The organism is Streptomyces sp. NPDC001700, assembly GCF_053596435.1.
Window position 1 is genome coordinate 221,381 of sequence record NZ_JBSFGE010000009.1, and the last position, 20,210, is coordinate 241,590.

Annotated in this window: 18 protein-coding genes; 7 read left to right on the forward strand and 11 right to left on the reverse strand. The window is 72.8% G+C overall.

Annotated elements, in window-relative coordinates; all coding sequences use genetic code 11:
* Nucleotides 1–87: 87 nt before the first annotated feature.
* Nucleotides 88–1,617 (forward strand): helix-turn-helix domain-containing protein, encoded by a 1,530-nt coding sequence (locus ACWC5C_RS19330; RefSeq protein ID WP_450876756.1) that lies wholly within the window; start codon nt 88–90, stop codon nt 1,615–1,617.
* 48 nt (nt 1,618–1,665) lie between these two features.
* On the opposite strand, the gene ACWC5C_RS19335 is transcribed toward ACWC5C_RS19330, so the two are convergent.
* The 4 genes from ACWC5C_RS19335 to ACWC5C_RS19350 form a co-directional block, all read right to left on the reverse strand.
* Nucleotides 1,666–2,760, reverse strand: a complete 1,095-nt coding sequence (locus ACWC5C_RS19335; RefSeq protein ID WP_450876759.1) for a serine hydrolase domain-containing protein — start codon at nt 2,758–2,760, stop codon at nt 1,666–1,668.
* A 45-nt stretch (nt 2,761–2,805) separates the two neighbouring features.
* Nucleotides 2,806–3,315 (reverse strand): ArsR/SmtB family transcription factor, encoded by a 510-nt coding sequence (locus tag ACWC5C_RS19340; protein ID WP_450876761.1) that lies wholly within the window; start codon nt 3,313–3,315, stop codon nt 2,806–2,808.
* A 62-nt stretch (nt 3,316–3,377) separates the two neighbouring features.
* The gene (locus ACWC5C_RS19345) at nt 3,378–3,782 is read right to left on the reverse strand and encodes a RidA family protein (RefSeq protein ID WP_450876763.1); all 405 of its coding nucleotides are present in this window, start codon (nt 3,780–3,782) and stop codon (nt 3,378–3,380) included.
* Entirely contained in the window at nt 3,779–4,903 is a 1,125-nt protein-coding gene (locus ACWC5C_RS19350; RefSeq protein ID WP_450876765.1) for an acyl-CoA dehydrogenase family protein, read from the reverse strand. The genes ACWC5C_RS19345 and ACWC5C_RS19350 overlap by 4 nt, the downstream gene beginning before the upstream one ends.
* A gap of 143 nt (nt 4,904–5,046) precedes the next feature.
* Between ACWC5C_RS19350 and ACWC5C_RS19355 the strand changes: the two genes are divergently transcribed.
* From ACWC5C_RS19355 to ACWC5C_RS19375, 5 genes are all read left to right on the forward strand, one after another.
* The gene (locus ACWC5C_RS19355) at nt 5,047–6,684 is read left to right on the forward strand and encodes an AMP-binding protein (protein WP_450876767.1); all 1,638 of its coding nucleotides are present in this window, start codon (nt 5,047–5,049) and stop codon (nt 6,682–6,684) included.
* 18 nt (nt 6,685–6,702) lie between these two features.
* On the forward strand, nt 6,703–7,545 hold the full coding sequence (locus ACWC5C_RS19360; protein WP_450876769.1) for a PaaX family transcriptional regulator: 843 nt from the start codon (nt 6,703–6,705) through the stop codon (nt 7,543–7,545).
* A gap of 68 nt (nt 7,546–7,613) precedes the next feature.
* Nucleotides 7,614–8,828, forward strand: coding sequence for a cytochrome P450 (locus ACWC5C_RS19365; protein WP_450876771.1), 1,215 nt, complete (start codon nt 7,614–7,616; stop codon nt 8,826–8,828).
* A gap of 20 nt (nt 8,829–8,848) precedes the next feature.
* On the forward strand, nt 8,849–9,043 hold the full coding sequence (locus tag ACWC5C_RS19370; RefSeq protein ID WP_450876773.1) for a ferredoxin: 195 nt from the start codon (nt 8,849–8,851) through the stop codon (nt 9,041–9,043).
* Nucleotides 9,044–9,056: 13 nt separating this feature from the next.
* Complete coding sequence (locus ACWC5C_RS19375; protein ID WP_450876775.1) at nt 9,057–9,728, forward strand: TetR/AcrR family transcriptional regulator; 672 nt, start codon at nt 9,057–9,059, stop codon at nt 9,726–9,728.
* Here the strand turns inward: ACWC5C_RS19375 and ACWC5C_RS19380 are convergent.
* Nucleotides 9,725–12,019, reverse strand: a complete 2,295-nt coding sequence (locus ACWC5C_RS19380; protein ID WP_450876777.1) for a bifunctional salicylyl-CoA 5-hydroxylase/oxidoreductase — start codon at nt 12,017–12,019, stop codon at nt 9,725–9,727. The two genes, ACWC5C_RS19375 and ACWC5C_RS19380, sit on opposite strands and share 4 nt — an antisense overlap.
* Nucleotides 12,016–12,849, reverse strand: coding sequence for an enoyl-CoA hydratase family protein (locus ACWC5C_RS19385; protein ID WP_450876779.1), 834 nt, complete (start codon nt 12,847–12,849; stop codon nt 12,016–12,018). The genes ACWC5C_RS19380 and ACWC5C_RS19385 overlap by 4 nt, the downstream gene beginning before the upstream one ends.
* A 197-nt stretch (nt 12,850–13,046) precedes the next feature.
* Here ACWC5C_RS19385 and ACWC5C_RS19390 point away from each other — a divergent pair, with 197 nt between their 5' ends.
* Complete coding sequence (locus tag ACWC5C_RS19390; protein WP_450876781.1) at nt 13,047–13,508, forward strand: ATP-binding protein; 462 nt, start codon at nt 13,047–13,049, stop codon at nt 13,506–13,508.
* A gap of 20 nt (nt 13,509–13,528) precedes the next feature.
* Here the strand turns inward: ACWC5C_RS19390 and argF are convergent, their stop codons facing one another.
* The 5 genes from argF to ACWC5C_RS19415 form a co-directional block, all read right to left on the reverse strand.
* On the reverse strand, nt 13,529–14,533 hold the full coding sequence (argF, locus tag ACWC5C_RS19395; protein WP_450876783.1) for an ornithine carbamoyltransferase: 1,005 nt from the start codon (nt 14,531–14,533) through the stop codon (nt 13,529–13,531).
* A gap of 155 nt (nt 14,534–14,688) precedes the next feature.
* Complete coding sequence (locus tag ACWC5C_RS19400; protein ID WP_385440905.1) at nt 14,689–15,912, reverse strand: arginine deiminase; 1,224 nt, start codon at nt 15,910–15,912, stop codon at nt 14,689–14,691.
* A 70-nt stretch (nt 15,913–15,982) separates the two neighbouring features.
* Nucleotides 15,983–16,741, reverse strand: a complete 759-nt coding sequence (locus ACWC5C_RS19405; protein ID WP_450876785.1) for a hypothetical protein — start codon at nt 16,739–16,741, stop codon at nt 15,983–15,985.
* Nucleotides 16,742–16,755: 14 nt separating this feature from the next.
* Nucleotides 16,756–19,002 carry a hypothetical protein gene (locus ACWC5C_RS19410; RefSeq protein WP_450876787.1) on the reverse strand — a complete coding sequence of 749 codons (2,247 nt, stop codon included), beginning with the start codon at nt 19,000–19,002 and terminating at the stop codon, nt 16,756–16,758.
* A gap of 256 nt (nt 19,003–19,258) precedes the next feature.
* Entirely contained in the window at nt 19,259–19,978 is a 720-nt protein-coding gene (locus tag ACWC5C_RS19415) for a Crp/Fnr family transcriptional regulator (RefSeq protein WP_450876789.1), read from the reverse strand.
* Nucleotides 19,979–20,210 lie beyond the last annotated feature (232 nt).

Sequence of the window (20,210 nt, forward strand, 5' to 3'; positions counted from 1 at the left end):
CTAGAACAATACCCGGCTGGACAGACACCACACCTCCTCTCGCCCCCGGTCGCATGCACATCTCATATCTGAGATAGCCTCTTCTTCATGACTGACGACTACCTCTCCCGCATCGGCAAGCTCATCCGTGACGCCCGACAGCACCGTGGCTGGACCCAGTCACAGCTCGCGGAGGCGCTCGGCACCAGCCAGAGCGCGGTCAACCGCATTGAGCGCGGGAATCAGAACATCAGCCTTGAGATGATCGCCCGTATCGGCGAGGCGCTGGACAGCGAAATCGTCTCCCTCGGCTACGCGGGCCCGATGCATCTGCGCGTGGTCGGCGGCCGGCGACTATCCGGCGCCATCGATGTGAAGACGAGCAAGAACGCGTGCGTGGCGCTGCTGTGCGCCACCCTCCTCAACGCGGGCCGCACCACCCTGCGGAGGGTCGCCAGGATCGAGGAGGTCTACCGCATCCTCGAAGTGCTGGGCAGCATCGGCGTCCGCACCCGCTGGATCAACGACGGCAACGACCTGGAGATCGTGCCGCCCGCCGAGCTGGATCTCGGCTCCATGGACACCGAGGCCGCGCGCCGCACGCGCAGCGTCATCATGTTCCTCGGCCCCCTCCTGCACCGGATGGACCGCTTCCGCATTCCGTACGCGGGCGGCTGCGACCTCGGCACCCGCACCGTGCAGCCCCATATGACCGCGCTGCGCCCGTTCGGCCTCGAAGTGACCGCCACCGACGGCATGTACCACGCCCGGGTCGACCGCTCCGTCTCCCCGACCCGCGCCATCGTGCTGACCGAACGCGGCGACACGGTCACCGAGAACGCCCTGCTCGCGGCCGCCCGCCACGACGGTGTCACGGTCATCCGCAACGCCTCCTCCAACTACATGGTCCAGGATCTGTGCTTCTTCCTGGAGGAGTTGGGCGTCAGGGTCGAGGGCGTGGGCACCACGACGCTCACCGTCCACGGCGTCACCCACATCGACCGCGACGTCGACTACGCGCCCTCCGAGGACCCGGTGGAGGCCATGAGCCTGCTCGCCGCCGCCGTCGTCACCGAGTCGGAGCTGACGATCCGCCGGGTGCCGGTCGAGTTCCTGGAGATCGAGCTGGCCATCCTTGAGGAGATGGGGCTCGACCACGAGCGCACCCCGGAGTACGCGGCGGACAACGGCCGTACCCGGCTGATCGACCTGACGGTCCGGCCGTCCAAGCTCCAGGCTCCCATCGACAAGATCCACCCGATGCCGTTCCCCGGCGTCAACATCGACAACGTGCCCTTCTTCGCCGCCATCGCGGCCGCCGCGCAGGGCTCGACGCTGATCCACGACTGGGTCTACGACAACCGCGCCATCTATCTGACGGAGCTGAACCGCCTCGGCGCCCACGTCAAACTCCTCGACCCGCACCGCGTCCTGGTCGAGGGCCCCACCCGCTGGCGCTCCGCCGAGATGATGTGCCCGCCCGCCCTCCGCCCCGCCGTGGTCGTCCTCCTGGCCATGATGGCCGCGCCGGGCACCTCCGTACTGCGCAACGTGTACGTGATCAACCGCGGTTACGAGGACCTGGCCGAGCGGCTGAACTCGATCGGCGCGCAGATCGAGACCTTCCGCGACATCTGAGCGCCGTACGAGCCGAACGGGGGCGCCGCGGCGCCCCCGTCCAGTCGGTCAGTGGGCGGCGTCGAGGTCGTTGAGCAGTTCCCCGGCGAGCGGGCCGATCGGGTACTGCTTGCCGTCGGCATCCTGGCTGAAGGTGTTCACCATCATCACTACGGCCGTCCCGCTGTCCCGGTAGAACGCCGCGAAGGTGGTGAAGCCGCCGGTGCCGCCGTCGTGCAGGGTCATCGTGCGGCCGCCGGGCCGTGGGAGGAGGTGCCAGGCGAGGCCCAGCCGCAGGCCCTCACCGGTGTCGAAGTGGGGGCGCTGGGTCAGTTCGATGGCGGAGCGCAACGGGGAGCGCTCGGGGCGGAGTTGGGCGGCCAGGTAGCGCAGCATGTCGTTGGCCGTGCTGTACATGGAGCTGCCCGCCCCGCTGAGCACGTGGTCGTGCCAGTCGGGAACCGGTATGCCCCCGGCGTGGCCCACGGCCTTACGGAGGAGCATGTCCGGCCGCAGGGTCGTCGTGGTGTCGGTCAGGCCCAGCGGCCTGGCCACCCGGTGGCGCAGCATCTCGTCCACGCGGTCGAAGGCGAGCGCCTGGCCGAGGAGGCCGAAGCCGAGGTTGGAGTAGGCGTACTTGGTGCCGGGTTTGGTGGCGAGGGTGGTCTTGCCCAGGCCCTCGGCCAAGTCGTCCAGCGTGTAGTGCGCGTACGGGTCGTACGGGTTCGCGCCGTCGGAGAGGTTCGGTGGCAGCCGGGGCAGGCCGGAGGTGTGGGTCGCCAGGTCGGCGAGGGTGATCCGGCGGGGGCCCTTGCGGGGTATGGGGAAGCGGGCGGGCAGGGTGAGCGGGGCGCCGAGGCGTGTTTCGCCCTCGGTGACGGCGCGGGCGAGGGCGGTGGCGGTGAGCGTCTTGCCGATCGAGCCGAGCTGGAAGACGGTCCGGCCGTCCGGCTTCCGCTTCCCCTTTCCGGCCGCGCCCGCCACGTACGTACGTCCGCCCTGGATGACGCCGCACACCGCGCTCGGGGCCCCGGCGGCCAGCGCCTGGTCCAGGGTGCGCCGCACCCGTGCGGGCAGGGTGTCGTCGGCCGCGGCGGCGGTGCCGGTCAGCAGCGTGGCGCCTGTGGCAGCGGCAGTCGCGGTGATGAATTTACGTCGGTTCACGCGTCATTCCCCCGTCAGTCAGTCAGGTCAGTCAGGTCAGGTCAGTCAGTCAGTCGGATGGCCTGGTGGCACCACCGCGGACAGCAGCACGAGCAGCGGGACGACCCGGCCCGCGGGCACCTGGTAGTGGCCGCGCCCCTCGGCCTGGAGCCAGCCGGTCGCCGTGAGCTGCTTGAGGTGGTGGTAGAGCTGACCGGTCGTGTTCAGCCCGGCGGTCTCCTGCAGCTCGGCCGCGGAGCGGGTGCCGCCCAGCACGGCGCGCAGCAGGGTGAGCCGCACCGGGTGGCCCAACGCGGCGTAGGACGCGGCGTGTTCGGCCCAGTCCGCGTCCAGCAGGCCGTCGGTCGTGGCGCCCTGCTGCCATTCGTAGCGCTGCCCGGTGGGCAGCTCGACCGCGCCGGTGAACAGCACCTGTCCGTGTCCCGTGATCCGCCGACGCAGCCCCTCCAGCGCCCAGAACACCTCGTCCCGTGGGGTGTCCGGCGCTTCGGACTCCAGTCGCGACACCCGTTCCTCGAGTGCGGCGACCCGCTCGCGCAGAGACTCGTCGGCCATGGACCGGAGACTACGTTATTCCGGAATAACAGAGCAAGCGCCTTTGCGAGCGCCTTCACGAACTACGGCAGCACCGCGATGCCGTCCACTTCGACCAGCGCCTCCTCGTCCCACAGCCGGACGATGCCGATGACCGCCATCGCCGGATAGTCGCGACCGGCCATCTCGCGCCAGATCCGGCCGAGTTCGGGGGCGCGGTCGCGGTACTCGGCGACATCGGTGGCGTAGACGGTCAGCCGGGCGAGGTCGGCGGGGCTGCCGCCCGCCGCCTGCAGCGCGGTGAACAGATTGGCGAGCGCCCGGCGGAACTGGGCGGGGAGGGTGTCGCCGACGACCTTGCCGTCCTCGTCCAGCGCGGTCTGACCGGCCAGGAAGACCAGCCGTCCGCCGGTCGCGGTGACGGCGTGGCTGAATCCGGTGGGCGGGGACAGCTCGGCGGGGTTGATCCGGTGCAGTGGTTCGGTCATCGGTACAGCTCCTTCGCGATGATCGTGCGCTGGACCTCGGTGGCGCCCTCGTAGATCCGGGGCGCGCGCACCTCACGGTAGAGGTGTTCCAGCACATGTCCACGGCGCAGCGCGCGGGCGCCGTGGATCTGGACGGCCGCGTCCACGACGTACTGCGCGGTCTCGGTGGCCAGCAGCTTGGCCATGGCCGAGCGCCGGGCGATGCCGGGCTCGCCGTCGTCGTACGCGGCCGCCGCCGCGTACACCAGCAGCCGGGCGGCCTCGGTGCGGGTGGCCATCTCGGCGAGCTGGTGCGCGACGGACTGCAGGTCCTTCAGGGGCCCGCCGAAGGCGGTGCGGCTTCCGGCGTGCGCCAGCGCGGCGTCCAGCGCGGCCTGCGCCATGCCGACGGCGAACGCGCCCACGCTCGGCCGCAGCAGGTTGAGGGTGCGCATGGCGACGCGGAAGCCCGCGTCGGGCACGCCCAGTACGTCCTCGCTCGTGACCGGGACGCCGTCGAAGACGAGGCGGCCGATGGGGTGCGGGCTGAGCATGTCCAGGGGTTCGCCGCCCAGTCCCGGGCGGTCGGCGGGGACCAGGAAGGCGGTGACGCCACGCGCGCCCGCGCCGGGGGTGGTGCGGGCGAAGACGGTGGTGACGTCGGCCTCGGGCGCGTTGGAGATCCAGCACTTCTCGCCGGTCAGCCGCCAGCCCCCGGCCCCGTCCCGGTCGGCGCGCAGGCTGAGCGCGGCCGCGTCCGACCCGGCGTCCGGCTCGCTCAGCGCGAAGGCGGTGACGGTGCGGCCCGCCCGGACGCCGGGCATCCAGCGCTCGTACAGCTTCTCGCCGCCGGACAGCACGATGGGGTACGCGCCGAGGCCCTGGAGGGCGAGCGCGGTCTCGGCCTCGGTGCACTCCATGGCCAGCGACTCGCGCAGCAGACACAGGTCGAGCGCCCGGACCGGACCGTCCTGCGGGAACAGCCGCTCCAGCAGGCCGAGTTCGCCCAGCGCCTCGGTCAACGGCCGGTTGATCCGCCCCGGCGTACCGGCGTCGGCGAGGGGGCGCAGCCGGTCGCGGGCCAGCGCGCGCAGCCGCGCGCACCAGCGCCGCTGTTCCGGATCGAGTGCGAATGACGGCATCGGGCACCTCCTTCGAACACAACCCTTATCGCGAGATATTGACTGTCGTCACCATCACGTTACGCTGACAAAGCGGCTTCAGACAGCCATCCGGCAGGCACATCGGGCAGGCAGGATCGGGCACGCAGGGGGGCGCATCCTCAATGAAGCTCAGGCCTTCGGCACACGTCGACACCTTCGCCCGCGACCATCTCCCGCCCGCCGACCAGTGGCCCGGACTCCTACTGGACCTGCCAGGGCCCGGCCGCCCCGACCGGCTCAACTGCGGGGCCGAGTTACTGGATCGCACCGTGGAGCGGTACGGCGCGGAGCGGACCGCCGTGCGCGACGGCTCCGGCGCGGTGTGGACGTACGGACAGCTGCGCGCGCACGTCGACCGCATCGCGCACACCCTCACCACCACGCTCGGCGTCGTCCCCGGCAACCGGGTGCTGCTGCGCGGCCCCACCTCCCCCTGGCTGGCCGCCTGCTGGCTCGCCGTCATGAAGGCGGGCGCGGTCGCGGTGACCGTCCTGGCCGCCCAGCGGTCCCGCGAACTGGCCACCATCTGCGACATCGCCCGGGTCGGGCACGCGCTGTGCGACGCGCGGTGCGCGGACGACCTGGTCCGGGCTCAGGTGCCGGGGCTGCGCACCGTCACGTACGGCGGCGACGGGCCCGACGACCTGCTGCGGCTCGCGGCCGCCGCGCCCGCCTCGTACGAGGCCGTGCCGACCTCCGCCGACGACGTCGCCCTCATCGCCTTCACCTCGGGAACCACCGGGCGCCCCAAGGGCTGTATGCACTTCCACCGCGACGTCCTCGCCATCGCCGACACCTTCTCGGCGCAGGTGCTGCGGCCCACCCCCGACGACGTGTTCGCGGGCAGCCCGCCGCTCGGCTTCACCTTCGGCCTCGGCGGTCTCGTCGTCTTCCCGCTGCGCGCCGGGGCGTCGGCGCTGCTGACCGACCGGGGCGGCGGCGGACCGGAGCGGCTGCTCGGCGACATCGCACGGCACCGGGTGTCCGTGCTGTTCACCGCGCCGACCGCCTACCGGGCGATGCTGCACCGGCTGCGGGCCGAACCCGGCGCGTACGACGTCTCCTCGCTGCGCCGCTGCGTCTCCGCCGGGGAGAACCTGCCCGCCACCACCTGGCACGACTGGCACCAGGCCACCGGGCTGCGCGTCATCAACGGCATCGGCGCCACCGAGCTGCTCCACATCTTCCTGTCCGCCGCCGACGACGCGATCCGCCCGGGGACGACGGGCGTTCCGGTGCCCGGCTACGAGGCGCGGGTGGTCGACGCCGACCTCCGGCCCGTCCCCGACGGCGAACCGGGCCTGCTCGCCGTGCGCGGCCCGACCGGCTGCCGCTACCTGTCGGACGAGCGCCAGCGCGACTACGTACGCGACGGCTGGAACCTCACCGGCGACACCTATATCCGCGACCCGGACGGCTACTTCCGCTACGTGGCCCGCGCCGACGACATGATCATCTCGTCCGGGTACAACATCGCCGGACCCGAGGTCGAGGACGCCCTGCTGCGCCACCCCGACGTGGCCGAAGCCGCGGTCACCGGAGCGCCGGACGCGGAGCGCGGCACGATCGTCGTCGCCCATGTGGTGCTGCGTACGGGGGTCCCGCGCACCGAGGAGACCATAGGCGCGCTCAAGACCCACACCACCGCCGAACTCACCCCCTACAAGTGCCCGCGCCGCTTCGTCTTCCTCGACGAACTCCCCCGCACCGCCACCGGCAAGCTCCAGCGCTACCGCCTCCGCGACGGCGCCCCGCACTGACCGCCCTAAAGTGACCCCGTGAACGGCCAGCACACCCCGCGCTCCCTCATCGTCACCCACTACGGCGCCTACGGGCGCGGCGCTCCCGGCCGCCCGGCCGAGCCGGTGCCCGTCGCCGCCCTCATCCGGCTGCTCGGCGCGGTCGGTGTCGACCCGCCCTCGGTGCGCTCCGCCGTCTCCCGCCTCAAGCGGCGCGGCCTGCTGGTCGCCGACCGCACGGCCACCGGCGCCGCCGGGTACGCCCTGTCCGCCGACGCCCGCCAGCTCCTGGACGACGGCGACCACCGCATCTACCCCCGCCCCGCCGCCGGGCCCGACCGCTGGCTGCTCGCCGTCTTCTCCGTCCCCGAACAGGAGCGCAACAAGCGCCACTTGCTCCGCTCCCGCCTCTCCCGCCTCGGCTTCGGCACCGCCGCCCCCGGCGTCTGGATCGCCCCGGACCGTCTCTACGACGAGACCCGCCACACCCTGGAACGCCTCGGCCTCGCCTCCTACGTCGACCTCTTCCGCGGCGACCACGCGGGCTTCACCCCCACCGCCGAGGCGGTGAGCCGCTGGTGGGACCTGGACGAACTCGCCGCCCTCCACCACGCGTTCCTCACCGCTCACGCCCCCGTCCTCACCCACTGGACCGACCACACCCCCACCCCCGAAGCCGCCTACCGCGACTACCTCCTGGCCCTCGACTCCTGGCGCCACCTCCCCTACGCCGACCCCGGCCTGCCCCCGTCGCTGCTCCCGCCCGACTGGCCCGGCGCCCGAGCCGCCGAGGTCTTCACGGCGCTGCACGAGCGGTTGCGCACCCCGGGCGCGGAGTACGCCGAGGCGGCGCTGCGCGGGACGAGCGACGCAATTCGCTAAGTCCGTTGATTTAATAAGACGCTCGTCTTACGGTGCTTGGAGGTCCCCGACACCGGAGGAGTCCCCCCATGACCGAAGCCATTCCTGACTACCCCTTCGAGCAGCCGAACGTGCTGGAGCCCCCACGGGAGTGGGCCGAGACGCGGGCCGGGTGTCCCGTGGCGCATGTGCGGATGCCGAGTGGGGATGTGGTCGGGCTGCTGACCGGGTACGACGAGGTGCGGGGGCTGCTGACCGATCAGCGGTTCAGCCGGAACCTCGACCGGAAGGGCGCGGCGCGCATGTCGACCACCGAGGACGGCGGGATGTTCAGCCGTCCCTCGCCGGGGCAGGTGGACAACAAGGAGGGGCCGGGGCACCGGCGGTGGCGGCGGCTGATCAGCCGGGCGTTCACGGTGAAGAAGATGGAGGCGTGGCGGCCGCGCGTGCAGGAGATGGCCGACGCGCTGGTGGACGACCTGGTGGCCAAGGGGTCGCCCGCGGATCTGCGCGCGGCGCTGGCGCTTCCGCTGCCGGTCCAGGTCATCTGCGCGCTGCTGGGCGCGCCGAGCGAGGACCAGGACCGGTTCGCGCGCTGGTCGGAGGTCCTGCTGACGCTGACGCGGTACACCCAGGCCGAAGTGGACGAAGCGCAGCGGGACTTCCACGCGTACGCGTCGGAGCTGGTCGAGCGCAAACGGGCGGAGCCGGGCGACGACCTGCTCAGTGAGCTGACGCAGATCTCCGACAGCGAGGACGGGCGGCTCAGCCACGACGAGCTGATCTCCACCGCGGTCGGCCTCCTGCTGGCGGGGCACGAGACGACGTCGAACATGATCCTGAAGATGACGGCGATGCTGCTGTCGGAGCGGGAGCGCTACGAAGCGGTGCTCGCCGACCCCGGGCTGGTGCCGGGTGTGGTGGAGGAAGCCCTGCGGATGGACGCGAACGGCGGGGTGGGCATTCCCCGGTTCATCACCGAGGACACGGAGGTCGGCGGGGAGCCGGTGGACGCCGGGAGCACGCTGTTCGTCAATCTGCACGCGGCCAACCGGGACGAGCGCAAGTTCCCCGAGCCCGACCGGTTCGATCCGCGCCGCGAGAACAACGCCCAGCACCTCGCCTTCGGCGCGGGACCGCACTTCTGCGTCGGCCAGACGCTCGCCCGGGTGGAACTCCAGGTGGTGCTGGGAACGTTCGTCAGGCGGCTGCCCGAGCTGCGGCTGCGGGACGCTCCGGAGACGCTGCGCATCCGCGAGGGGGTCGCCGCGGGCGGGTTCGAGGACATGTGGATCACCTGGTGACGAACGGCGAGGAAGGTAGCATGAAGGTCACTGCTGACGAGGGGCTCTGCTGCGGCAGCGGGATGTGCGCGCTCAGGGCCGACCAGGTCTTCGACCAGCGGGAGGAGGACGGAATCGTGATGGTGCTGGACGGCGCTCCGCCGCCGGAACTCCACGAAGCCGTCCGCGAGGCCGCCTCGGTGTGCCCGACCGGGGCCATCAGCCTGACGGAATGATCCCGCGGACACGATGACGCTTACCGGCCCGGCTGCCCCGCCGTCCGCACGCTCGGTGCTCGCGCGGGACAAGCTCATGCGCACCGCCGAGCGGCTCTACGCCGAGCACGGCTTCGCCAACGTCTCGGTCAGGCAGATCAGCGAGGCAGCCGGGCAGCGCAACAACTCCGCCGTGCAGTACCACTTCGAGAGCCGTGACGGGCTCATCAGGACGATCCTGTCGAGCCGCACCGCTCTCGTCGAGAAGCACCGCTTCGCCATGGTGGAGGCGCTGCGCGGGCAGGAGACGGTGTCGGTGGAGGCGCACTACCGCTGCCTGATCCTGCCGAACGTCGAGACGTACATCGAGGCGGGCACCCCCACCTGGTGCGCGCGCTTCTTCGCCCAGGCCCTGGTCGAACCCGCGCTCCGGGACTACGTCGTGCGCGAGCATCTGGACACCCCGTCCCTCCGCCTCCTGGACGAGATCGGCGCCATCCGCCGGGACGGCGTCCGCCCGGACCTCTACGACCGGCACGCCACCATGGTGCGCCAGCTCTCGTCGCACGCCTTCGCGGAGCAGGAGTACGACCTGGCGAACGGCCGTATCGACCCCGCCGATGCGGCGGATTCCTGGCGCGCGCTGGGCCGGGATCTGATCACGGCGCTGTGCGGACTGACCACCGCCCTGCTCGGGCCGCTCTAGAGCGCGAGCCGGGGCCTCGGGGCGTCCGTACGGCCGGTCGGGGGTGTGCGGCTGCCCGCCTGGTACGGGAGGGGCCAGGGGGCGGCGGGGCCGGTGTAGTTCTGGTCGGCGGCGGCGTGCAGGGTCCAGTGGGGGTCGTACAGGTGCGGGCGGGCGAGGGCGCAGAGGTCGGCGCGGCCCGCCAGGATCAGGGAGTTGACGTCGTCCCAGGAGGAGATGGCGCCGACCGCGACGACGGGGACGCCGAGTTCGTTGCGGATGCGGTCGGCGTACGGGGTCTGGTAGGAGCGGCCATAGTCGGGGGCCTCGTCGGGGACGACCTGGCCGGTGGAGACGTCGATGGCGTCGGCGCCACGGGCGGTGAAGGCGGCGGCGATGGCGACCGCGTCGTCCGCCGTGGTGCCGCCGTCGGCCCAGTCGGTGGCGGAGATACGGACCGTCATGGGGCGGTCGCCGGGCCAGACGGCGCGGACGGCGTCGAAGACCTCCAGGGGGTAGCGGAGGCGGGCGTCGAGAGAGCCGCCGTAGGCGTCGGTGCGGTGGTTGGTGAGCGGGGAGAGGAAGCTGGAGAGCAAGTAGCCGTGCGCGCAGTGGAGTTCGAGCAGGTCGAAGCCCGCGCGGGCGGCGCGCTCGGCGGCGCGGACGAACTGGTCGCGGACGGCGGCGAGCCCGGCGGCGTCGAGGGCGCGCGGGGTCTGGTTGACGCCGGGGCGGTACGGGAGGGGCGAGGGGGCGACGAGGGGCCAGTTGCCGTGCGGGAGGGGCGCGTCGATGCCCTCCCACATGAGCCGGGTGGAGCCCTTGCGCCCGCTGTGGCCGAGCTGGACGCCGACGGCCACGCCCGGGGACCGCGCGTGCGCGAAGTCGGTGACGCGGCGCCAGGCGGTCTCGTGGGCGTCGTCGTAGAGGCCGGTGCAGCCGGGGGTGATACGGCCCTCCGGGCTCACGCAGACCATCTCCGTCATCACCAGACCGGCCCCGCCGAGCGCCCTGCCTCCGAGGTGGACGAGGTGGAAGTCGTCGGGGGTGCCGTCCTGGGCGGCGGAGTACATGTCCATGGGGGACACGACGACGCGGTTGCGGAGGGTGAGACCACGGAGGCGGAAGGGGGTGAACATGGGCGGAGTGGCGGCCGGGACGGCGGCCTCGCGCTCCACCGCCTCGACGAACTCCGCGTCGCGCAGCCGCAGGTTGTCGTGGGTGACGCGGCGGCTGCGGGTGAGGAGGTTGAAGGCGAACTGCCGGGGCGGCTGGTCCAGATACAGCTCCAGGCTCTCGAACCACTCCAGGCTGGCGCGGGCGGCCCGCTGGGTGGAGGCGACGACCGGGCGCCGCTCCGCCTCGTACGCGGCGAGCGCGTCGGCGAGGACGGGGTGCTCTTCGAGGCAGGCGGCGAGGGCGAGGGCGTCCTCGACGGCGAGTTTGGTGCCGGAGCCGATGGAGAAGTGGGCGGTGTGCGCGGCGTCGCCGATGAGGACCGTATTGCCGTGTGACCAGCGCTCGTTGACGACCGTACGGAACGCGGTCCACTGGGAGTGATTGCCGCGCAGCGGGTGGCCGCCGAGGGCGTCGGTGAACAGCTTCGCGCAGCGCTCGGTGGACTCGCGCTCGGTGCACTGGTCGAGCCCGGCCCGCCGCCACACCTCTTCGCGCGTCTCGATGATGACGGTGCTGGCGCCCGGCTCATACGGATAGCCGTGCAGCTGCATGACGCCGTGCTCGGTCTCGGCGATCTCGAAGCGGAAGGCGTCGAAGGCGATGTCGGCGGCGAGCCAGATGTAGCGGCAGCGGTGGGTGGTGACGCGGGGGCGGAACGCGTCGGCGAAGGCCTGGCGGGTGGCGCTGCCCGCCCCGTCGGCCGCGATGACCAGGTCGTACGTACGGGACAGCTGCTCGGCGGGCGGCGCCGGGGTGCGGAACCGGAGCCGTACGCCGAGGGCCTGGCAGCGTTCGTGGAGGATGCGCAGCAGACGGCGGCGGCCGAGGGCGGCGAAGCCGTGGCCGCCGGAGGTGAGGGCATGGCCTCGGTGGGCCACGTCGATGTCGTCCCAGCGGACGAACTCCTCGCGGAGGGCGGCGTAGACGGCCGGGTCGGCGTGTTCGATGCCGCCGAGGGTCTCGTCGGAGAGGACGACGCCGAAGCCGAACGTCTCGTCGGGGCCGCCCCGCTCCCAGACGGTGATCTCGCGCCGCGGGTCGAGGCGGGCGAGCAGGGCCGCCGCGTAGAGGCCGCCGGGGCCGCCGCCGACGACGGCGACGCGGAGGGGCCGGGTGGGTTCACGGGTGGTCATCGGCCCTGCCAGCGCGGGGCGCGGCGGGCGGTGAACGCGGCGTGGAAGTCGGCGTAGTCCGCGCCGGTCATCAGCAGCGCCTGCGTCGACGCGTCCATCTCGATCGCGGCGGACAGCGGCATGTCGAGTTCGGCGGTGAGCAGCGCCTTGGTCTGGGCGAGGGCGAGGGAGGGCCCGTCGGCCAGCCGCCGGGCGAGCGCCGCCGCCTCGTTCCCCGCCTGTCCCTCGTCGGCCAGCGTGCTGATCAGGCCGATGCGCTCGGCTTCGGGGGCGCGCACCGGTTCGCCGAGCATCAGCAGCCGGGTGGCGTGGCCGAGCCCCACCACGCGGGGCAGCAGATAGGCGGCGCCCATGTCGCCGCCGGAGAGCCCGACCTTGGTGAAGAGGAACGAGAAGCGGGCGGAGGGGTCGGCGACCCGGAAGTCGGCGGCGAGGGCGAGGACGGCACCCGCGCCCGCGGCGGCGCCGTGCACGGCGGCCACCACCGGGAAGGGGCACTCCCGCAGCGCGCGGACCACCTGCCCGGTCATCCGGTTGAAGTCGAGCAGCTGACGGGTGTCCATGGCGAGGGTGGCGCCGATGATCTCGTCGACGTCGCCGCCGGAGCAGAAGCCGCGGCCCTCGCCGCCGAGCACGAGGGCGCGTACGGAGCCGTCGCGGGCCAGCTCGGCCAGGAGATCGCGCAGATCGGCGTAGGCGCCGAAGGTGAGCGCGTTGAGCTTCTCGGGGCGGGCGAGGGTGACGGTGGCGACGCCCTCGTCGAGGGTGAGGCGCAGATGCCGCCAGTCCTCGCTGCTGGTGCGGGGCGCGGAACCGGTGAACGGACTCATGGGGGCCATGGCCTCCTTCAGCCGTACGTCAGCTGGCTCTTCGAAGTTATCACCGTCCTGTGACTGTCGTCACGAGGGCGCGATAGGGCGAAAGTCCTCCCAAGAGTGGTCCGTGGTCCCTTCCGGCACTATCGTCCGCTTCATACCGTCAAGGGCTGCGGTATTTCCGCTCCTCACCGACCGTCTGGAACCCGTACGTGCCCGAACCCCTGCACGCCGCCACGTGGCGCTTCGCACTGCCGCATACGACGGCCGCGGTGCCGCTGGCCCGCGCCCTGATCCGCAACACGCTGGCGGACATCGGCGCGCCCGTGAACGGCGACACGGCGGAGCTGCTGACGGCCGAGCTGGTCGCCAACGCGGTGCAGCACACGGATGGGGACGAGCCGATAGAGCTGGTGGTGGAGCTGGTGCCGACCGGCGGCTGGCAGGTCGAGGTGCACGACCAGGACCCGACGCCACCCGGCGGCCCCACAAGACCCGACAGACCCGAAAGCTCCGACAGCTCCGACAGCCCCACCAGACCCGACAGCCTCGCCGAACGGGGACGCGGGCTGCTGCTCATCCGGGCCCTCAGCGCGGACACCGGCTACCGCCCCACCCCCTACGGCAAGGCCGTCTGGTTCACGCTCCCCCCGGCGGAAGCGGCAGAGGACTGAGCCCTGCGCCCCGCCGAGCGTCACTCCCCGCCGAGCGTCGCGACCAGCACCGCCTTGATGGTGTGCATACGGTTCTCCGCCTCGTCGAAGACGACCGAGTGCTCCGACTCGAAGACCTCCTCGGTGACCTCCAGCTCGGTCAGCCCGTGCCGCTCGTAGATCTCCCGGCCCACGTCCGTGCCCAGGTCGTGGAAGGCCGGGAGGCAGTGCAGGAACTTCACGGCGTCGTTGCCGGTGGCGCGCAGCACGTCCATCGTCACCGCGTACGGCCCCAGCAGCGCTATCCGCTCGTCCCACACCTCCTTCGGCTCGCCCATGGACACCCAGACGTCGGTGGCGATGTAGTCCGCGCCGCGCACGCCGTCCTCGACGTCCTCGGTGAGCGTGATCCGGGCGCCGGAGGCCGCGGCCATCTGGCGCGCCAGCTCCACGATGGTGTTGTCCGGCCACAGCAGCTTGGGCGCGACGATCCGGACGTCCATGCCCAGCAGGGCGCCGGTGACGAGGTAGGAGTTACCCATGTTGTACCGGGCGTCACCGAGGTAGGCGTAGGCGATCCGGTCCAGCGGTTTCTCGCTGTGCTCGGCCATGGTGAGGATGTCGGCGAGCATCTGGGTGGGGTGCCACTCGTCGGTGAGGCCGTTGTAGACCGGCACTCCGGCGTGGGTGGCCAGCGCCTCGACGACGCCCTGGCCGTGCCCGCGGTACTCGATCGCGTCGTACATCCGGCCGAGCACCCGCGCCGTGTCCTTGACCGACTCCTTGTGGCCGATCTGCGAGCCGGTCGGGTCGAGGTACGTGGTCGAGGCGCCCTGGTCGGCGGCGGCGACCTCGAAGGCGCAACGGGTGCGGGTGGAGGTCTTCTCGAAGATCAGGGCGATGTTCCTGCCCTGGAGCCGAGGCGCCTCCGTGCCCGCGCGCTTGGCCGCCTTCAGCTCGGCCGACAGGTCGACCAGGTGCCGGAACTCCTCCGCTGTGAAGTCCAGCTCCTTGAGGAAGTGGCGGCCGGTGAGGTCAATCGCCATGGGGTGGGCTCCTAGATCGCGGCGGTCGAGCGGGTGGAGAGAGCCGCAGCGCACACCACTGCGACTTGAAGCCATGGAAGCATATACGAGGCACTGTATATATGCGGAAGCCCGGTGGTAACCCCTTTGTGACGACTCTCCCGCTACCGCTACCGCTACACGGCGTCCCGCTCGACGGGGCAGCTCATACAGCGCGGCCCGCCCCGGCCACGGCCCAGCTCGCTGCCCGGGATGTCGATGACCTCGATGCCGCGCTTGCGCAGGAAGGTGTTGGTCGTCGCGTTCCGCTCGTACGCGACCACCACGCCCGGCTCGACCGCCAGCACATTGCAGCCGTCGTCCCACTGCTCGCGCTCCGCCGCGTGCACGTCCTGGGTGGCGGTGAGCACCCGGATGGCGTCCAGGCCGAGGGCGGCGGCTATGGCCCGGTGCATGTGCTCCGGCGGATGGTCGGTGACCTTCAGCTCCCGGCTGCCCGCGCCCGGCTCGATGGTGTACGAGCGGAGCATCCCGAGCCCCGCGTACTGGGTGAAGGTGTCCCCGTCGACCATCGTCATCACCGTGTCGAGGTGCATGAACGCGCGCCCCTTGGGCATGTCGAGCGCCACGATCGTCCGGGCGGAACCGGCCTCGAAGAGCCGGTGCGCCAGCATCTCCACCGCCTGCGGGGTGGTCCGCTCGCTCATGCCGATCAGCACCGCGCCCTTGCCGATCACGAGCACGTCGCCGCCCTCGATCGTCGAGGGGTACGCGGCCTGGCCCTCCGACCAGACGTGGAAGTCCTCGTCCGCGAAGAGGGGGTGATGGCGGTAGACGGCCTCATAGTGCACCGTCTCGTGCCAGCGGGCGGGCCAGCGCATCGCGTTGATGGCCACCCCGTCGTACACCCAGGCGGAGGCGTCCCGGGTGAAGAGGTGGTTGGGGAGCGGGTTCACCAGGAAGTCGTCGGGCTCCATGGCGTGGAAGCGGATGGAGACCGGCTCCGGGAACCGCGCCAGATACTCGCGCTTCGTCATTCCGCCGATCAGCGCCTCGGTCAGCTCCGGGGCGGTCAGCTCGTCGAAGGCCTCGCGGAGCCGGTCGGTGGCCAGCGGGCCGTACTCCTTCTCGTCGAAGACCCGGTCCAGCACCAGGTCCCGCGCCTTGGGCAGGGCCAGGCTCTCGGCCAGCAGGTCACCGAAGAGATGCACCTCGACGCCCCGGTCGCGCAGCACGTCCGCGAATCCGTCGTGCTCCTGGCGGGCGCGGCGCACCCACAGGACGTCGTCGAAGAGGAGCGCGTCCCGGTTGGTGGGGGTGAGCCGCTTCAGCTCCAGATCGGGACGGTGCAGAATGACGCGGCGCAGCCGCCCGGCCTCCGAGTCCACATGGAATCCCATGATTCCATCTTCGCCGCTCCGGGCCCGGTGCGGATGACCCGCGACACAAGTCGTGACCAAGGACCCGGCGCTACACCGCTGTCAGGATGACGATCAGGACGAGGGCGACGGCCAGGAAGCCGAGCAGGGCCGAGACCCAGAGCTGACCTGGCTGAAGATCGATACGGCCGCCGTCGTCCGCTCCGCCGCGACGGAAGACGGGGCGACGGGCTCTGCGGGAGACGGCCTCCGCTCGCTCCCGGCACTTCTCATGCTCCCGGCACTCCTCGGCCAGGCCGCCGACCAGCGCCTTCCAACCCTTCTCGCCGAAGCCGGTGACCTGCCGCGTGGCGACGATACGGCGCACCACCTCGCGCCCCGCGCCGTCGCCCGCCGCCCACAGCCCGGGCAGGACGCACGTCATCAGCTCGGGGACGGCGCCCCGGTCGGCGTACGGGCGCACCAGGCCCTCGTACAGCATCAGCGCGTTGCGCACCCGCAGACGGCCGCCGCCGCCCGGCTGATCGAGGTAGAGGTGGGCGATCAGCACCTTCTCGCAGACCGCGTCGGCGAGCCGGGGCCCGCGCTCGGGGGCGCGGCGCACCAGTTCGACGACGACGCGGGTGGCCCGGTCGGCGGGCAGCCCCGCGTCGAGCGCGCTCAGCAGCAGCCCGTCGTCGGCCTCGCGCAGCGCCGCGGGGAGGGCGTCGCCGCCGTGGCGCAGCGCCTCGTGCAGGGTGCGCGGGGTGCGTACGGCGGTCACCGGCGCGTGGTCCTGTTCCGTGTCTCGCGTGTCCTGCGTGTCTTGCGTGTACTCCGTGTCCTGGGTGTACTCCGTGTCCTTCACCATCGACATCCCTCTCCTCACAGCGCTTCCAGCACCTCCCGGATCCGGGTGGCCGCCCGTACGTCGAGCGGTTCGTCACCGTCGTGCGCGAGCCGGGGCAGGAAGCCGTACAACACCGCCAGTTGGCGGTCGTCGCGGGCGGCCTGCCGGATCCAGCCGACCAGCGCGTCTTCGGCCGCGGCCGCCGACCGGGCCCAGGTCAGGGCGGCCCGCAGCAGCTCGGCGAGGAGCGGTGTGCTGCCCGGGCGGGCGGCCAGCAGCGCGGTGGCCAGCGGCCAGGCGGCGTACGGCTCCAGCTCCGGCACCTCGCACAGCCCCCACAGATGCGAGGTGCGGGTGGTGACGGCGCGCAGCACCGTCAGCAGCGCGAGGTCCCGGCGCGGCCGCCGGGTGTCGTGCAGCCAGTGGACGAGCACGCCGAGCACGGCGTCGGGCTCCGTCCCGGCCAGCAGCCGCAGCACGCTGTACGAGGTGATCCGGCCGTCGTCCTCGTACGCCAGCCGGGCCAGCTCCTCCAGGGACGCCTGGACGGAGCCCGCGGCGAGGCCGTAGCCGTGGGCGAGGACCGCCGTCTCGCGCTCGCGTGCGTCGTCGCCGAGGGCCCAGCCGCGCAACAGGCCGTCCACGGCGGGCCGTACGCCGTCGTCGCGGGCCGCCTCGGCGAGCGCGGTGGCGGCCGCCATCCGCTGCACCGGGCTGTCGGCGCGGGCCAGTGGCAGCAGCAGTTCGACGAAGCCGTACAGATAGTCGCGGGCGCAGAGCACGCCCGCGGCGACGGCTGCGCGCACCCACACCTGGGGGCGCGGGTCGTCGCACAGGGCGCGCAGCCAGCGGGCCATCGGGCCGCGGACGTTGTGGTGGCCGTCCCACGCCTCGTACAGCACCGCGGCCGCCAGCCGCCGCCCCTGGAACCGGACCGCGCGGACCGGGACCGACGCGTCGCCCAGGTCCTCCACGCCGTCGCCGCACACCGCGCGCGCCGTGGCAAGCCCGGCCCCGGGGCGGGCGGCGAACAGCGTGCGCCCGGGCGCGTACTGGGGGTCGAGCGTGACGGCCAGCTCCCAGGTCAGCAGCTCGGCGGCCTCGGCGGTGAGGCTGTACGCGGAACCGTTGAAGACGGCGAGCGCGATCCGCAGCGCCGCCGTCCGCAGGGCGGGCAGCGCGGCGGGCAGGGTTCCGGGGCGCCCCGCGCCGTCGAACCACGCGCGGGCCTGGTCCGGGGCGAAGGCCCGGCAGCGCTCCAGCAGCCCTTCGTCGGACAGCCGCCCCTCGGCGTGCGCGGCGAGCTGCCGGGCGAGCCGGGCGGCCTCCCCGGGACGCGGCTCGTCCAGCCCGAGGGCATCGGCCACATCGGGCCGGGCGGCGGTGGCGCGGGCGAGGACGAGCAGCTCGGCGGGCTCCTCCGCGAGCAGGTCCGCTAAGTGCCGGTCCAACACCTCGGCGGCGTCCGGGGGCTCGTACGGTACGGCGTGACGCCGGGCACTCAGCAACCGGTCGGCGACCGGACCCCCCGCGACCAGCACGACACCGAACGCCCCGCGCTCGGCGAAGCGGGCCCGCAGCCGGTCCAGGAGGGGCCCGAGGCGATCGGGGACGTCGTCGGCGGGCAGCTCAACCAGATACCCCCACCCCCGCCCAACCCGCCGCCCGCCGCAGGCAAGACCGAGCAGATCCCCAACCCCCAACCGAATGACGCCCCCACCCGCCGGTTGAGCGGGCGCGGCGGGGTCGGCCGAGTCAGCCGGTCCGTCGGGCCCAGCCAAGGCGGTGGACGCGGCCGAGCCAGACAGCCCAGCGGGCCCAGCCGAGGCGGTGGGTCCTGCCGAGCCGGTCAGCCCGGCGAGTTCGGCCGAGAGGGGCGGACCGGCGTGCTCGGCCACGTCCGCCGGTCCTCCGTGGCCCGTCGCCTCGGCGAGGAGTGCGAGGCCGGTCCAGGTGCGGCCGGTGCCGAGTTCGCCGCACAGGGCGAGGAAGTGGGTGCGCCGCAGTTGCTCCCGCATTGCGGCGTAGCCGGGGGCGGGCCGGTAGACGCGGCGCAGCAGCGCCAGCTCCTCGCGGGTGACCGGGCCTTCGGGGAGCGGACGGTGTTCGTCGCCGCCGGGCGGACGCGGCGGGCCGTCGGTGAGGCGCAGATGGGCGCGCGCCTCGCGCGCCGTGCGGGCGCCGCCCGCCTCGCCCGCGCCGTCCAGCGGGCCGCCCCTCGGGACGTCCAGCCGCCGCGGGCCCGGGTCCGCCGGGATGCCGATGCCGTCCGGTCCGCTCATCGCCCGCCGCCCTTCATGCCATGGTCCCCGTATGTCCTCGGGGGTGGCGCCTTGGGACGGACCCTCGAAGCGGGCGGCGAGACCTCTCCCCCGATCCGTCCCGCCGCCCTTCTCCGGTGCCAGGCGCTGGGCCGTGTGCACCCCCGTCGCACACGGTCCCGTTCGCCTGCGCCTCCACCAGGGTGGGCCGGGGGCGGGACGGGGGCTGTAGCCGTTTACACAGTCGCGCGAATTCGCGGGGCGTGCGCGCCCGCGCTCATTCGCAGGGGCGCGCCGGGATGTGCTCCCCGGTCGCGCGCCCCTCGGCCAGCAGCCGCAGCAGTCCGATGTCCCGCACCTCGAAGCGGCGCGAGGCGGTCCGTACGACGCCCTGGTCGCGCAGCAGCCGCAGCGCCTTGGCGACGGCCTCCCGGGTCGAGCCCACGGCGGCCGCGATGTCGTGCTGCGGCAGCGGCAGATCGACGGCGATGGCCCCGCCGGGACCGGCATGGCCGGTGCGTTCGGCGATCTCGACCAGCCGGGCGGCCAGCCGCTGGAGCACCTTCTCGGAGGCGAGGGAGCGCCGTTCACCGTCGGAGCTGCGCAGCCGGGAGCTGAACTGACGCATGATCAGCACCGTCGCGACCGGCCGCGCGGCCAGATACGCGCGGAACCGGTCGCCGGAGACCACGACCGCCTCCATCCGGCCGAGCGCGGTGACGGTGGCGCTGCGCGAACCGTGATCCACCGCGGCCTGGTCCCCCACCACCTCACCCGCACCCCGTAACGCCAGAATCAGCCGCACCCCGCGCTCGGTCTCCACGGAGACGGTGGCCCAGCCGGAGACGATCGCGACGACGAAGGTGGTGCGGTCGTGCTCGCGCAGCACGACCTCGGAGGGGCCGTACGTCCGCGGGCTGCCGAGCGCGAGCAGGGCGCGCCGGTCGTCGGCGGGAAGCGCGTACAGAAAAGGCCGACCGTCCTCGAAAAGACTCATCCGCCCTCCCGCCTCACTGGGACACTCGTCAGGTTGCGGAGAACCGATGGGTATGACGAGCACGCTAGGCAGCTGGCACGGGCACGTCAATGGCCCGGGACGGAACCGGTGCCCCCGGGGGGGGGACCTGCGGCGGAATCCGTTCGAACACCCCCGCACTCCCCCGCCCGCCGGGGTCGGCACCCCCACGAACCCCACCGCCACGAGCCCGGCAAGCCTGGCGGCCACCACA